Here is a 13,698-nt window from a genome sequence, read left to right as displayed (position 1 = left end):
CTTCTGGCGCCTCGATGCCGGGCGGCCCGGTCGTATCGGCCTTCGCGACGCAGCCGGGTACCTACCGTCGCGGCGTGCGGTTCCTTCGGCGGCGGTGGCCGGTGGTGCTGCGGCTCGCGCTCTGGTCCGTCCTGGAGACCGGGCAGACCTTCCTCACCGGATACGCCCTCGCTCGCGCCCTGGACGACGGTTTCCTCGCGGGGCGTGAGGCGGTCGGCCTCGGGTGGCTCGGCGGGGCCGGGCTCGGCGTGCTCGTGGCCGCGTACGGCACGGGGCGGGTGTTCCGCGCGATCGCCGACCTGGTGGAGCCGCTGCGCGACTCCCTGGTGCGGCAGGTCGTCGGCCGTGGGCTGCGGGACGCGGACGGGGCCTCCGTGTCCCGGCTCACCCAGCAGGTGGAGATCGCCAGGGACACCTTCGCGGGACTGGTCCTGGTGTCCCGCTCCTTCGTCTTCACGGCGGCGGGCGCGCTGATCGGCCTGTTCTCGCTGGCCCCGCTCCTCCTCCTGGTCGTCGCGCCGCCGCTGCTCGCCGGAGTCGGCCTGTTCGTGGCGAGCCTGCGGCCACTGGCGCGGCGCCAGGAGGAGTTCCTCGTCGCCGATGAGGGCATCGCGGGCCAACTGGGCTCGATGGCACCGGGGTTGCGGGACGTCGCCGCCGCGGGCGCGGAACAGGACGTGGCCGGGGACCTGGACCGGGGCATCGCCGCGGAGTACGCGGCGGCCGGTTCCCTCGCCCGCTGGGGCGTCCTGCGCACGGCGGCCCTCGTGACCGGCGGCCAGCTCCCGCTCGTCCTGCTCCTCGTCACGGCTCCCTGGCTCCTGAACAACGGCGTGACACCGGGCGCCCTGGTGGGCGCGATCGCCTACGTCACCCAGGCCCTGCTCCCGGCCCTGCACAACCTGATCCACGGCCTGGGCACAAGCGGTTCCCGCCTGGCCATCGTCCTACGCCGCCTGACATGGACCCCGGAGACGAAGGCACCTGAACATCCCGCTCCGGAGAAGGCTGCCACCGCCGGCGATACGTCGGGGGCTGCCGCCGGCCGTGACACGTCCGGGGCTGCCGCCGGGCTCGCCGTCTTCGGCGGCACGTCCTCGCGACCCGGCCCGTCCTCGCGACCCGGCCCGTCCTCGCGACCCGGCCCGTCCTCGCGACCCGGCCCGTCCTCGCGACCCGGTGCGCCCGCTGCGTCAGCCGCGGGCGAGGGGCTCGTCTCCGACGAAGGGCCTATCGCTGGCGGAGCGCCTGATCTCGGCCGGGCGTCTGCCCCTGGCGGTGTGTCTGTCCCCGGCCAGGCGTCCGTCCCTGGTGGGGCCCCTGCCCCTGGCCGTACGCCTCCCCCCGGTGAGCCTCCCACTCCCGTCTACGTCCCCGGCCCCGCCTGGGAACCCGCATCTGGCGAAGCCCCCTCTCCTCACGTGCCCCCCGCCCTCCAGCTCTCCTCCGTCACCTTCGCCTACGGGCCCCAGGCCGAGCCCGTCGTGCGCGGGCTTTCGTTCGGTGTTCCGCGTGGTGGGCATCTGGCGGTCGTCGGGCCCAGTGGGATCGGGAAGTCCACCCTTGCCGGGCTCGTGGCCGGGCTGCTCGAGCCCGGTCACGGTGTCGTCCGCGTCGACGGGCGGCCCGTGCGGGGGCGTGAGGCCGTCGGGCGGCGGGTGCTGATCCCGCAGGAGGCGTACGTCTTCAGCGGCACGGTGCGCCAGAACCTGGAGTACCTGCGGGCGGACGCCGTCGACGACGCGGAGTTGCTCGCCGCCGCACGGGCCGTCGGGCTCAGCGCGGTGATCGAGCGGCTCGGCGGCCTCGCGGCCCCGGTCGAGCCCGGCACGCTCTCCGCGGGTGAGCGCCAGCTCGTCGCGCTGACCCGCGCCTATGTCTCGTACGCACCCCTCGCCCTGCTCGACGAGGCGACCTGCCACCTCGACCCGGTGGCGGAGGCCCGTGCCGAGCGGGCCTTCGCGGCGCGGCCGGGCGGCACCCTCGTGGTGATCGCCCACCGCATCAGCTCGGCCCGCCGCGCCGACCGGATCCTGGTGATGGACGGCACCCACACCCTGTGCGGCCGCCACGATGAGCTGCTCGAACGCTCCTCGCTCTACCGTGAGTTGAGCGGCAACTGGGGCCCCGCGAACGTCACGTCACACCCAGCCCTCCCCCCGCGAGATCCGAATGGCGTCGATCCTGTTCCGGGCCCCGGTCTTACGGGTGATAGCGGCCATGTAATTGCGCACCGTCCCGTTCGTCAGATGCAGGCGGTGCGCGATCTCGGCGATGGGCGCGCCCCCGGCGGCCAGTGAGAGCACGAGTAACTCCCGTGCGGTGAGCGGCATCTGAGCGGCCTTCAGGAAGCCGAAGCCCAGCGTCTCGTCCACGAACCGCCGGCCGGCGGCAACCTGTCTTATCCCGGCCAGCAGCCGGTCCGGCGGGCTCGCCTTGTCCACATAGCCGAGGGCCCCCGCCTCCATGCAGCGGCGGAGCAGCCCCGGCCGGTTGCCGGACACCAGGACGAGGAGCGGGCAGCCGAGGCCGCCGTGGACGGGATGGGACTGCTCCCCGAACTCGGCGGACGCGTGGTCCGCGTCGCCGTCGGGGTCGACCACACAGACGTCGGGGCGCACCGCGCCCGTCCGGTCGCGTGCGTTGTGCCACGGTGCATGGGACACCTCCAGGTCCGGCTCACGGGCGAGGCGGTCGGCCAGGGCCGACCGCAACAGACAGGCGTCGTGCACGAGAAGTACCCGGATCACGCTTCGCTCCTCCAGGTCCCCGCTTGTGGTCGCGATGGCTTCGTACAGCACGTAGCCATTCATACGGCGCCGACGGCCCGTAGGGACGCGGAGAACTGGCCAAGCGGGACCAAGGAGAGGCTCAGGGGCGCAATTGCAAAAAAGTGTGCGCCCCCCATGCAACGGTTCGAGGGGGAGGTGTCACATGTTCTCGGTGTCCCCGGGCAAACGGGACGGCGCGTTATGCGGCCTCGGGAGACGTCAGATCGATCAGGCGGCACACCATCTCGATGTCGATCTTGACCTGCGCGATCGACGCCCGCCCCGAGAGCCAGGTGATGAGCGCCGAGTGCCAGGTGTGCTCGATGACGCGGACCGCCGAGAGCTGCTCGGGGGTCGGCGCGTCCGCCAGGCCCATCGCGTCCAGGATGATCGCCGTGGTCAGCCGCGAGACCGTGTCCACCTCGGGGCTCACGGAGCGGTCGGCGAACGTCAGCGCCCTGACCATCGCGTCCGCCAGATGCGGCTCGCGCTGCAGGGCACGGAAGGCCCGCATCAGCGTCTCCGCGCACCTCTCGGCGGGCGTCTCGCCCGCGGGCGGCCGCTTACGGATCGTCGTGTGCATGTGCTGGAGCTGGTCCTGCATGGTGGCGACCAGGAGATGCACCTTGGACGGGAAATAGCGGTACAGCGTGCCGAGGGCGACGCTGGAGGACTCGGCGACCTCGCGCATCTGCACCGCGTCGAACCCGCCCCTGCTCGCGAGTTGGGCGCTTGCGTGCAGGATGCGGCGGCGGCGCGCCTCCTGTCGCTCGGTCAGGGGCGGCGACGCCGGATCAGCTGCTGCGACTTCCGCTGCCTTGGCTTCCGCTGTCATATGTCCCGTTGTTCCGTCGTCCCGGTTCGGTTACGTGGTGGGCCAGCATGGCAGGGGGTCTGCCGTGGCGCGAATCACCTGATCCGGGCCTTACAGCGCGGCTACCTGCCGGTAGATTCAATGCTCGTTCAGCGATCATTCAACGATCAAGTCTGAAACTTGTTCTAGATTACCGTCCCGGCGTAACCTCGCGGACAACCGCAGGGAGAAGGGGGCCGAGAGTGACCGCTGAGGCCATGGAGGCGGACCCCCGGACGGGGTCGCACGCCGATGGTGACCGTCCGTTGCGCATCGCTCTCCTCACGTACAAGGGCAACCCGTTCTGCGGGGGCCAGGGCGTCTACGTACGTCACCTCTCGCGCGAGCTGGCCCGTCTCGGCCACAGCGTCGAGGTGATCGGCGCACAGCCCTACCCCGTCCTGGACGAGGGTCTCGAAGGCCTCACGCTCACCGAGCTGCCCAGCCTCGACCTCTACCGCTCGCCCGACCCCTTCCGCACGCCGAAGCGCGACGAGTACCGCGACTGGGTCGACGCGCTCGAAGTGGCGACGATGTGGACCGGCGGCTTCCCGGAACCCGCGACGTTCAGCCTGCGGGCCCGCCGCCATCTGCGGTCCAGGCGGGGCGAGTTCGACGTCGTGCACGACAACCAGACACTCGGCTACGGCCTGTTGGGCGACCTCGGGGCCCCGCTCGTCTCCACGATCCACCACCCCATCACCGTGGACCGCCGCCTCGAGCTCGACGCGGCGCCCGACTGGCGGCGCCGCATGTCCGTGCGCCGCTGGTACGCGTTCACCCGCATGCAGAAGCGCGTGGCCCGCCGCTTGCCCTCCGTGCTCACCGTCTCCGGCACGTCGCGCCAGGAGATCGTCGACCACCTCGGCGTACGCGACGACCGCATCAGCGTCGTGCACATCGGCGCCGACACCGACCTCTTCTCGCCGGACCCCTCGATCCCCGAGGTGCCCGGCCGCATCGTCACGACGTCCAGCGCGGACGTCCCGCTCAAGGGCCTCATTTATCTCGTCGAGGCGCTGGCCAAGGTCCGCGCCGAGAACCCCGCCGCCCACCTCGTCGTCGTCGGCAAGCGCGCCGAGGACGGCCCCGTGGCCCAGGCCATCGAGCGGTACGGCCTCGAAGGCGCCATCGAGTTCGTCAAGGGCATCACCGACGCCGAGCTCGTCGACCTGGTCCGCTCGGCCGAGGTCGCCTGCGTCCCTTCGCTGTACGAGGGCTTCTCGCTCCCCGCGGCCGAGGCCATGGCCACCGGGACGCCGCTCCTCGCGACGACCGGCGGCGCGATCCCGGAGGTCGCGGGGCCGGACGGCGAGACGTGCCTGGCGGTACGCCCCGCAGATCCCGACGCCCTCGCCGCCGGACTGAACCGGCTGCTCGGCGACCCGGAGCTGCGGGTCCGCCTCGGCGCCGCCGGGCGTGAGCGGGTTCTCGCCAAATTCACCTGGGCCCGCGCCGCCCAGGGCACCGCAGAGCTGTACCGCGCGGCGATTGCCACCAACGCGGCCTCGCCATCCGGCCGCCCCCCGGCCACCACCCCGACGTACTCCGGGAGCCATCGCTGATGCTGACCGTCGACTTCACCCGCTTCCCGCTCGCCGCGGGCGACCGCGTCCTTGACCTGGGCTGCGGCGCGGGCCGGCACGCCTTCGAGTGTTACCGGCGGGGGGCCCAGGTGGTGGCCCTCGACCAGAACGGCGAGGAGATCCGCGAGGTCGCCAAGTGGTTCGCCGCGATGAAGGAGGCCGGCGAGGCGCCGGCGGGCGCGACCGCCACGGCGATGGAGGGCGACGCGCTCAACCTGCCCTTCCCCGACGCCTCGTTCGACGTCGTGATCATCTCCGAGGTGATGGAGCACATCCCCGACGACAAGGGCGTACTCGCGGAGATGGTCCGGGTCCTCAAGCCCGGCGGCCGCATCGCGGTGACGGTCCCGCGCTACGGCCCCGAGAAGATCTGCTGGGCCCTGTCGGACGCCTACCACGAGGTCGAGGGCGGTCATATCCGCATCTACAAGGCGGACGAGCTGCTCGGCAGGATGCGTGAGGCGGGCCTGAAGCCGTACGGCACGCACCACGCGCACGCCCTGCACGCGCCGTACTGGTGGCTGAAGTGCGCGTTCGGCGTGGACAACGACAAGGCGCTGCCGGTGCGGGCGTACCACAAGCTCCTGGTCTGGGACATCATGAAGAAACCGCTGGCCACGAAGGTGGCGGAGCAGTTGCTCAACCCGGTCGTGGGCAAGAGCTTCGTGGCGTACGCGACGAAGCCGCACCTGCCGAAGGCCGACGCGAAGACCGACGCGTGACGAGCCCGGAGCGGACGGAACACCTGGTCCTGCCCGGCGTCCTGACGGCGGATCAGGCCACGCGCACGGTCCGCGGGATCCTTGCGGTCCAGCGCGAGGACGGCGCGATCCCGTGGTTCCGCGGCCACCATCTCGACCCGTGGGACCACACGGAGGCCGCCATGGCCCTGGACGCGGCGGGCGAGCATGACGCGGCGGGCCGCGCCTACGACTGGCTCGCGCGGCACCAGAATCCGGACGGGTCCTGGTACGCGGCGTACGCCGACGGGGATCCGCACGACGTGACGGACCGGGGGCGCGAGACGAACTTCTGCGCGTACATCGCGGTGGGCGTCTGGCACCACTACCTCTCCACCGGCGACGACACGTTCCTGGACCGCATGTGGCCGACGGTGATGGCGGCGGTGGAGTTCGTCCTCACGCTGCAGCAGCCGGGCGGACAGATCGGCTGGAAGCGTGAGCCGAGTGGTGAGCCGGTCAACGAGGCGCTGCTGACGGGCAGTTCTTCGATCCACCAGGCGTTGCGTTGCGCTCTGGCGATCGCCGAGCAGCGCGAAGAGCCCCAGCCCGACTGGGAGTTGGCGACGGGTGCGCTGGCCCACGCGATCCGCAGTCACCCCGAGCGCTTCCTGGACAAGGACCGCTACTCGATGGACTGGTACTACCCGGTCCTCGGCGGCGCGCTCACGGGCGCGGAGGCCAAGTCCCGCATGGAGGAGGGCTGGGACCGCTTCGTGGTGCCGGACCTCGGCGTGCGCTGCGTCATCCCCAACAACTGGGTGACGGGCGGTGAGAGCGCCGAACTCGCCCTGTCCCTCTGGGTGTTGGGCGAATCGGACCGCGCCCTGGAGATCCTCCAGTCGATCCAGCACCTGCGCGACCCGGAGACCGGCCTCTACTGGACGGGCTACGTCTTCGACGACCAGGCGATCTGGCCCGAGGAACTCACCACATGGACGGCGGGCTCCCTGCTGCTCGCGGTGGCGGCACTCGGCGGCGACGAGGCGACCTGCGCGGTCTTCTCAGGCGAACGCCTCCCCGAGGGCCTGGCCCCGGAGTGCTGCGGCGCCGCTACCGGGGGGCAGTAGCGACAGCCGCAGCGGCGCCGCTGCCGGGGGGTGGCAGCGGCGGCGGTGCTGGTACCGGTGCCGCTGCCGGGGGTGGCAGCGGCGGCCGTGGTGGTACCTTCCGGCTCCTCCGTCAGTAGCGGCGGAGCCGTCCCGCGATGGCGTGGCCCACGAAGACGTAGACCAGTGCCGCGAGGCCGTAACCGCAGACCACACGGGCCCAGGCCTCATCGAACGTGAACAGGTCGTGTGACCAGCCGGCCAGCCAGCGGGCCACGTCATGGACGAACTGGACGAGGTCGTTGGCGCGGTTCGCGTCCAACAGATACATGAGGATCCACAGGCCGAGGATGATGGCCATCACGTCCGCGACGATGACGATGACCCTCGCTGCGGTGCTGCCACGTGCTTGTCGGGTGGACATAAAGACCGTGTACCTGCCCCGGCCCGGTTGAAACCCGTACGGGCTCGCCCGAGTGGCGGGCCCCGCCGACCGGGGTGAGGCTGCCGGGAGAGCTGTTCACAGGCTGCCCACCCCCCGGAGGTCCCCGTGTTGCCGTCCGCCGCGACCGTACGCCGGTCTCTCGTCGCCCCTGTGCTGTGCGGAGCCCTGATCGCGGGGGCGACCGGGTGCGGGGGTGACGACGCGGACGCGGCGTCGTCCTCCGCGACCTCCGCGACGCCGTCGAGTTCGAGCTCGGCCGAGAAGCAGAAGTTCGCCAAGACGCGGTTCGTGGCGAACGCGGGGATCGCCGCCGGGGCGACGTACCAGTGGATCGTGAAGCCCTTCCGGGCGGGGAAGTTCAAGAAGGGCGCCGACGGACGCAAGTTCGCCCTGATCAAGGCGGGCCTCGCCGGGACCCTCGCCTACAACCGCCTGAAGGCGGCGTCGAAGAACGCGAAGGGCGACCCGGCGCTGGCCAAGGCGGTGGCCCCGCTGACGGCGGGCATCGACGCCCTCAAGGACCTCCCGTCCAAGCTCCGCAAGGGCGACTCCACGGACTCGGTCGTGAACTCCTTCGACGACGTCATCAACAAGGTGAAGGACGCGGGGAAGGACGCGGGCGCGGAGGTCAAGGACAAGGTGCCTTCGGCGGGGGAGCTGGCGAAGGGATAGGCAGGGCCCCCGCTCCCGGCCCTCGGCCCCGGCCGCGGGGCGGCGGGACCTGTCACCGACCCCGCCACCGACCCCGCCACCGAGTCCTCCCTCACGCTCCGGACGGGCTGAGCTGCTCCAGCTCGGCCAGCGTCCGCAGCGTATGGCGGTCCGGGGCCAGGACCAGCAGATCCGTGACGGGTCCCTTTCGCCACAACTCAAGCCGCTCCGCGATCCGTTCACGCGGACCCACCAATGAGATCTCATCGGCGAAAGCGTCCGGAACGGCCAGTACCGCCTCTTCCCGGCGCCCCGCCAGAAACAGCTCCTGAATGCGCCGAGCCTCCGCCTCGAACCCCATCCGCGCCATCAGATCCGCATGAAAGTTTCGCGCGGAGTGCCCCATTCCGCCGATATAGAACCCCAGCATCGCCTTGACCGGAAGCAAGCCTTCCGCAACGTCGTCGCAGACCTTCGCCCGCGCCATGGGCGCGACCATGAAACCGTCGGGCGCACCCTCCAGCGAGGCCTCGTACACGTCGGCCCGCATCGGCGACCAGTAGAGCGGCAGCCAGCCGTCCGCGATCCGGGCCGTCTGCGCGATGTTCTTAGGCCCCTCCGCACCGAGCAGCACCGGCAGGTCCGCCCGCAGCGGATGCGTGATCGGCTTCAGGGGCTTGCCCAGACCGCTCCCGTCCTCCCCTCGGTAGGGGTGGGAGTGGAAGCGCCCGTCCAGCGCCACCGGCCCCTCCCGCCGCAGCACTTGGCGGATGACGTCCACGTACTCCCGCGTGGCGGTCAGCGGCGACTTGGGGAACGGCCGTCCGTACCAGCCCTCTACCACCTGTGGCCCGGAAAGCCCGAGCCCGAGCATCATCCGCCCGCCGGACAGGTGGTCCAGGGTCAGCGCGTGCATCGCCGTCGTCACCGGTGACCGCGCCGCCATCTGTACGACCGCCGTGCCCAGCTTGATCCGCGAGGTCTGCGCCGCGATCCAGGTCAGCGGGGTGAAGGCGTCGGATCCCCACGCCTCGGCCGTCCACACGGAGTCGTATCCGAGCCGCTCGGCCTCCTGAGCGAGTGCCACGTGCCCGGGGTCGGGCCCGCGCCCCCAGTAGCCGAGTGCGAGTCCCAGGCGCATACGAGATCCCGATCCCTTCCGACTTTCTGACGACTCGTCAGTTCTCCTCAGGGTCGCGACTGTACGACAACGGCCCCCCGCCCGGAAGGGCGAGGGGCCGCGAGGTACGGGAGAGATCAGCCGCGCTGAATCCCCGTGGTGTCCTGCAGTACGCCGCGACGGCCGTCCTGCGTCTGGGCCACCAGGCCCGGGCCGCGCTGCTCGACGGCCAAGTACCAGGTGCCGGGCGCCAGTTCGGCGATCGGCGTGGGCGAACCGTCCTCTGCGTACAGCGGACGCGGCACCGGCACGGCGAACCAGAACGGCGAGAAGTCACCGGTGGCCTGCGCCTGCCCGGGAGGCGGCGTCTGCTGCTGCGGCTGCCCCGGCTGACCCGGCTGGGCACCGAAGGGCTGACCCTGCTGCGGCTGCCCGGGCTGGGCACCGTACGGCTGACCCTGCTGCGGCTGACCCTGCGCACCCGGGTACCCGTACCCACCCTGCGGCTGGCCGCCGTAGGGCTGGGGGGCGGGGCGGGGGGCGCCGACGAGGGGGGCCTTGAGGGCCGGGACGGTCAGGGTGAGGATCGCTGCGACGGCCATGACCAGCGTGGCGATCAGGGAAAGGATGAGGCCGACGCCGGCGTCGACGCCGGAGTCGCCCGCGCCCGAGCCCACGTTGTCGTAGCCGCTGGACGGGTCGAAGATCTGCCCGAGGGCGCTCCAGGCAGCGGCGATGGCGAAGGCGACACCGAAGTGCCCGAGATCGAGGCCGAGCACCTTCGGGGGCGTCGGCAGACCGCGCGAGACGACGATGCAGACGGCACCGATGATCCCGGCCAGGGTGACGCCCATCAGTACCGGACCGCTGTTCCAGGCGTTAGGCATGTCCAGCGAGTCCGGAGCGTCTTCGACACCGAAGATGTCCAGGAACGAGGCGATGAACAGCAACACCGCTGCCCCGATCACCACGCCGTCGCCTCGAGTGAGAGAGCGGATATTCACTTCAGGTCCTTCGTAAGTCGTCTCGTCGGTGGAGGCGTCGCTCGCCCCAAGGTCGTGGTGCGGAGCGCGGGGATGGCCCCCCATCGTACGGAGGACATTATCGTTCGTGCGGGTGGGGTGTCTGCTCGGCATAAAGAATCCGGAGACCTGCCCCTTTCCCCCGCTTCTGGTCAGGTTTCCGAACGTATCTGCGTCCCCAACCGCAGACAGTGGCCCGCCGGTGCACCCGGCAGGCCACTGCGGTCACCCGGACGTGGTTAGCGCTGCGTGTACTTGAAGCAGGTCCCTATCGGCTTCCACGCCTTCTTGCCCTTTTGGATCCGCACCCAGTCGAGGTTCCCGGTCGGCGCGTACACATCGAACTTCTTCCCGGTGTACTTGGTGTACGCCTTGAGCGTTCCGTACTTGCCCCGAGGTACTTCCTTCATGCCGCTCACGGTGATGCTTCGGCTCTTCGTGACGTCCCAGCCCACTGAGTAGCTGATGGCCTTGTAAGTGGCCTGGATGTTCTGAGACTTGGTGGTGCTGACCGAGCGGGTCTCGTCAATGCGGAGTGTGATTTTTCCGCGCCCGGACGCCATGGCGATGGGCTTCTTGCCGCACTTCGTCCCCGCCGACTTGACGTGTTTGACCCTGTTCGCCATGTAGGCCGGGTTGTCCTGGGCGGCGACGGAACCGAGACTCTGGGGAGCCTCCGATGGCTGGGCCTGGGACGGGCTGGCGACGCCCACCAGGCACGTACCCAGAGCGGCTACCGCCGCGCTACGCCGGACAAGCTTCTGCTTCATGGTCCCCTCGTTTACAAATCAAATAAGTTTTCGTTCACATTCGGTCGTGTGCAGTATGCATTCAACAAGATGCCGAACGTTGTTTGCTTGAGGGGGAAGGGGGCGCTGTATGCGTTAAGTGAAAATCGTGTGGTCCTGCCGTGTGGAGGCGTGTGACTGGTACTACGGACCGTGGAGGTGATGGGCGCTTCAACGCTGAAGGAAGCTCACGATTCCGTCGGAGATCCCCTGCGCCGCCTTCTGGCGCCAGGCGCCACTCGTGAGCAACGCCTCGTCCTTCGCGTCCCGCATGTTGCCGCACTCGATGAAGACCTTCGGGACGGTGGAGAGGTTGAGGCCGCCCAGATCCTTGCGTACGTCGAGGCCGGTGTCGTCACCGACGTAGTTGGACGGAGCGCTGCCCGTCGCGCTCACAAACTTCCCCGCGATCCGCTCGCCCAGGGCACGCGACGGGACGACGATCTCGGAGGTGTCCGCCGCGCCGGACTTCACCGATGCGGGAAGGATCACATGGAAGCCGCGGTTGCCCGCGGCCGATCCGTCGGCGTGCACGGAGATGACGGCGTCCGCGTGGGCGTTGTTGCCGATGCGGGCGCGCTCGTCGACGCAGGGGCCCCAGGGGCGGTCGCCGTCCTGGGTGAACTTGACCGTGGCGCCCTGCTTCTCGAGCAGCGTGCGCAGGCGGCGCGAGACGTCGAGGGTGAACTGGGCCTCGCTGTAACCGTTGTTGGTGGAGGTGCCCGTGGTGTCGCACTCCTTGCGGTGCGTGCCGACGTTCACCAGCTTGTTGATCTCGGCGGTGTGCTTGCCGTTGCCCGTGTTGTGACCGGGGTCGACGACGACGACCTTGCCCTTGAGCGGGCCGGAGGCGGCGGGGCGGGTGGAGGACTTCGGGGGCTTCGACGCGCTCGGCTCGCCACTCGCGTCGTCGCCCTTGTCGCCCTTGCCGTCGTCCTCCTCGGAGGCGGAGGCGGACGGGGAGGGCTCGGCGGAGGACGACCCCTGCGCGGACTGGCTCGTGGAGGGAAGCGTTCTGGCCGGCTCATTGCCGCCGGGACCGCTTGTCGCCTCGTAAATGAGCCACCCCGCGAGGAGCGTCGGCACCAGCGCGGCGAGCGTCACGGTGAGGGGGCCGCCGCTGAAACGGCGGGGCGGGCGTGGGGGCTGGCTGTCCGGACCTACGTACGACACGACAGCGACTCTAACGGGGAGGTCAGATCCCCGCTCCCGTTCGGCGCAGGACGCGCAGGGAGTCCGCCCCCGGGAGTTCGGTGAAGGCGCCGGACTTCAGGGCCCTGAGGTAGACGCGGTACGGGGCCTGGCCCGTCATGATGTCCGCCGGGTTCGGGAAGACGTCGTGGATCAGGAGCAGGCCGCCCTCCGCGATGTGCGGGGCCCACCCCTCGTAGTCGCCCGTCGCGTGCTCGTCCGTGTGGCCGCCGTCGATGAAGACCAGGCCGAGCGGTCCGCCCCATGCCTTCGCCACCTGCGGCGAGCGGCCGACGATCGCGATCACGTGGTCCTCCAGGCCCGCGTGGTGCAGCGTGCGGCGGAAGGTGGGGAGCGTGTCCATGCGGCCGACCTCCGGGTCGACCGTCGCCGGGTCGTGGTACTCCCAGCCCGGCTGCTGCTCCTCGCTGCCGCGGTGGTGGTCCACGGTGATGGCGGTGACGCCCGCCTCGCGTGCCGCGTCCGCGAGCAGGATCGTGGAGCGGCCGCAGTACGTTCCGACCTCCAGGAGCGGCAGGCCGAGGGCCGCCGCCTCCGTCGCCGCGGCGTACAGGGCGAGGCCCTCGCCGACCGGCATGAAGCCCTTGGCTGCCTCGAAGGCGGCCAGAATCTCCGGCTCGGGCGTCGGTGCCGGCGTCGCGGCCATGGGTCCTCCTGGGCTTCGGAAAAGCGGTGCGTCTCCCTCGCGGGCCGACCTATGCTGCCGCATGGCCCGGCTGATCATGGAGGCGGGGCCGTGCTGAGGAGTGGAAGGCGGCTCGACCATGCAACTCGTACCGGCGGATCCGACGGTGCTGCATCCTTTTCCGGACCAGCCTCGTGTCGTGCTCCTGAAGCCGCTGGTGAAGTCTCCGCTGATCGAGGTGGGGGAGTTCTCCTACTACGACGATCCGGACGACGCGACCGCCTTCGAGACGCGCAACGTCCTTTACCACTACGGGCCCGAGAAGCTCCGTATCGGCAAGTTCTGCGCGTTCGGGACGGGGGTGCGGTTCATCATGAACGGCGCGAACCACCGCATGGACGGGCCCTCCACCTTCCCGTTCCCCATCATGGGCGGGTCGTGGAGCGAGCATTTCGATCTGATCAGCGGGTTGCCGGGGCGCGGGGACACAGTCGTCGGCAACGATGTCTGGTTCGGGTACGGCGTGATGGTGATGCCCGGGGTGAAGATCGGGCACGGCGCGGTGATCGCCTCCGGGTCTGTTGTCGTGGACGACGTTCCCGACTACGGGGTCGTCGGGGGGAATCCCGCCAAGCTCATTCGTACGCGGTACAGCGAGTCCGAGGTGGAACGGCTGCTGTCCGTCGCCTGGTGGGACTGGCCCGCGGAGCATCTGACCGAGCATGTGCGGACCGTGATGTCCGGGTCGATCGACGAGTTGGAGAGGGTCGCGCCGCGGGCCTAGCGGGAGGCTTGGGCACCTTCACTGTCGGCTTCGCCCAGTGCGGTTCAGGCGC

The 13,698-nt window shown here is 70.5% G+C and carries 13 protein-coding genes and 1 pseudogene; 6 read left to right on the top strand and 8 right to left on the bottom strand.

Features of this window, described 5'->3' with window-relative positions; translation table 11 throughout:
• Positions 1-14 precede the first annotated feature (14 nt).
• Positions 15-1,904, top strand: a pseudogene (locus tag ACWGIH_RS10615) (ATP-binding cassette domain-containing protein); the annotation flags it as partial.
• A 237-nt stretch (positions 1,905-2,141) separates the two neighbouring features.
• On the opposite strand, the gene ACWGIH_RS10610 reads toward ACWGIH_RS10615, so the two are convergent.
• Positions 2,142-2,750: a response regulator transcription factor gene (locus tag ACWGIH_RS10610; RefSeq protein WP_453451248.1), complete on the bottom strand. Its 609-nt coding sequence runs from the start codon at positions 2,748-2,750 to the stop codon at positions 2,142-2,144.
• Between the two features lie 220 nt (positions 2,751-2,970).
• Positions 2,971-3,606: a TetR family transcriptional regulator gene (locus tag ACWGIH_RS10605; RefSeq protein ID WP_365817437.1), complete on the bottom strand. Its 636-nt coding sequence runs from the start codon at positions 3,604-3,606 to the stop codon at positions 2,971-2,973.
• 221 nt (positions 3,607-3,827) lie between these two features.
• On the opposite strand from ACWGIH_RS10605, the gene ACWGIH_RS10600 reads away from it, so the two are divergent.
• From ACWGIH_RS10600 to ACWGIH_RS10590, 3 genes are read left to right on the top strand one after another with little or no spacing between them, the layout of a single operon-like run.
• On the top strand, positions 3,828-5,189 hold the full coding sequence (locus tag ACWGIH_RS10600) for a glycosyltransferase family 4 protein (protein ID WP_453451238.1): 1,362 nt from the start codon (positions 3,828-3,830) through the stop codon (positions 5,187-5,189).
• Complete coding sequence (locus tag ACWGIH_RS10595) at positions 5,189-5,932, top strand: class I SAM-dependent methyltransferase (protein WP_160504786.1); 744 nt, start codon at positions 5,189-5,191, stop codon at positions 5,930-5,932. Before ACWGIH_RS10600 ends, ACWGIH_RS10595 begins: the two co-directional genes overlap by 1 nt.
• Complete coding sequence (locus ACWGIH_RS10590; protein ID WP_453451239.1) at positions 5,929-7,020, top strand: prenyltransferase; 1,092 nt, start codon at positions 5,929-5,931, stop codon at positions 7,018-7,020. Before ACWGIH_RS10595 ends, ACWGIH_RS10590 begins: the two co-directional genes overlap by 4 nt.
• Positions 7,021-7,132: 112 nt before the next feature.
• Here ACWGIH_RS10590 and ACWGIH_RS10585 read toward each other — a convergent pair whose 3' ends face one another.
• On the bottom strand, positions 7,133-7,423 hold the full coding sequence (locus ACWGIH_RS10585) for a hypothetical protein (RefSeq protein WP_453451240.1): 291 nt from the start codon (positions 7,421-7,423) through the stop codon (positions 7,133-7,135).
• A gap of 129 nt (positions 7,424-7,552) precedes the next feature.
• On the opposite strand from ACWGIH_RS10585, the gene ACWGIH_RS10580 reads away from it, so the two are divergent.
• Positions 7,553-8,116 carry a hypothetical protein gene (locus ACWGIH_RS10580; RefSeq protein WP_453451249.1) on the top strand — a complete coding sequence of 188 codons (564 nt, stop codon included), beginning with the start codon at positions 7,553-7,555 and terminating at the stop codon, positions 8,114-8,116.
• A gap of 91 nt (positions 8,117-8,207) precedes the next feature.
• Here the strand turns inward: ACWGIH_RS10580 and ACWGIH_RS10575 are convergent, their stop codons facing one another.
• The 5 genes from ACWGIH_RS10575 to ACWGIH_RS10555 form a co-directional block, all read right to left on the bottom strand.
• Complete coding sequence (locus ACWGIH_RS10575) at positions 8,208-9,236, bottom strand: LLM class F420-dependent oxidoreductase (RefSeq protein ID WP_453451241.1); 1,029 nt, start codon at positions 9,234-9,236, stop codon at positions 8,208-8,210.
• A 116-nt stretch (positions 9,237-9,352) separates the two neighbouring features.
• Positions 9,353-10,219, bottom strand: a complete 867-nt coding sequence (locus ACWGIH_RS10570; RefSeq protein ID WP_453451242.1) for a hypothetical protein — start codon at positions 10,217-10,219, stop codon at positions 9,353-9,355.
• A 257-nt stretch (positions 10,220-10,476) separates the two neighbouring features.
• Positions 10,477-11,007, bottom strand: a complete 531-nt coding sequence (locus ACWGIH_RS10565; RefSeq protein ID WP_453451243.1) for a hypothetical protein — start codon at positions 11,005-11,007, stop codon at positions 10,477-10,479.
• Positions 11,008-11,196: 189 nt separating this feature from the next.
• The gene (locus tag ACWGIH_RS10560) at positions 11,197-12,198 is read right to left on the bottom strand and encodes an N-acetylmuramoyl-L-alanine amidase (RefSeq protein ID WP_453451244.1); all 1,002 of its coding nucleotides are present in this window, start codon (positions 12,196-12,198) and stop codon (positions 11,197-11,199) included.
• Between the two features lie 22 nt (positions 12,199-12,220).
• Positions 12,221-12,883 carry a class I SAM-dependent methyltransferase gene (locus tag ACWGIH_RS10555; protein ID WP_453451245.1) on the bottom strand — a complete coding sequence of 221 codons (663 nt, stop codon included), beginning with the start codon at positions 12,881-12,883 and terminating at the stop codon, positions 12,221-12,223.
• Positions 12,884-13,001: 118 nt separating this feature from the next.
• Here ACWGIH_RS10555 and ACWGIH_RS10550 point away from each other — a divergent pair, with 118 nt between their 5' ends.
• Positions 13,002-13,646 carry a CatB-related O-acetyltransferase gene (locus tag ACWGIH_RS10550; protein ID WP_453451246.1) on the top strand — a complete coding sequence of 215 codons (645 nt, stop codon included), beginning with the start codon at positions 13,002-13,004 and terminating at the stop codon, positions 13,644-13,646.
• Positions 13,647-13,698 lie beyond the last annotated feature (52 nt).

It is taken from the genome of Streptomyces sp. NPDC054872 (assembly GCF_053610705.1).
Note: the sequence above shows the minus strand (reverse complement) of the source record. Positions and strands in the feature narration are given on the sequence as shown.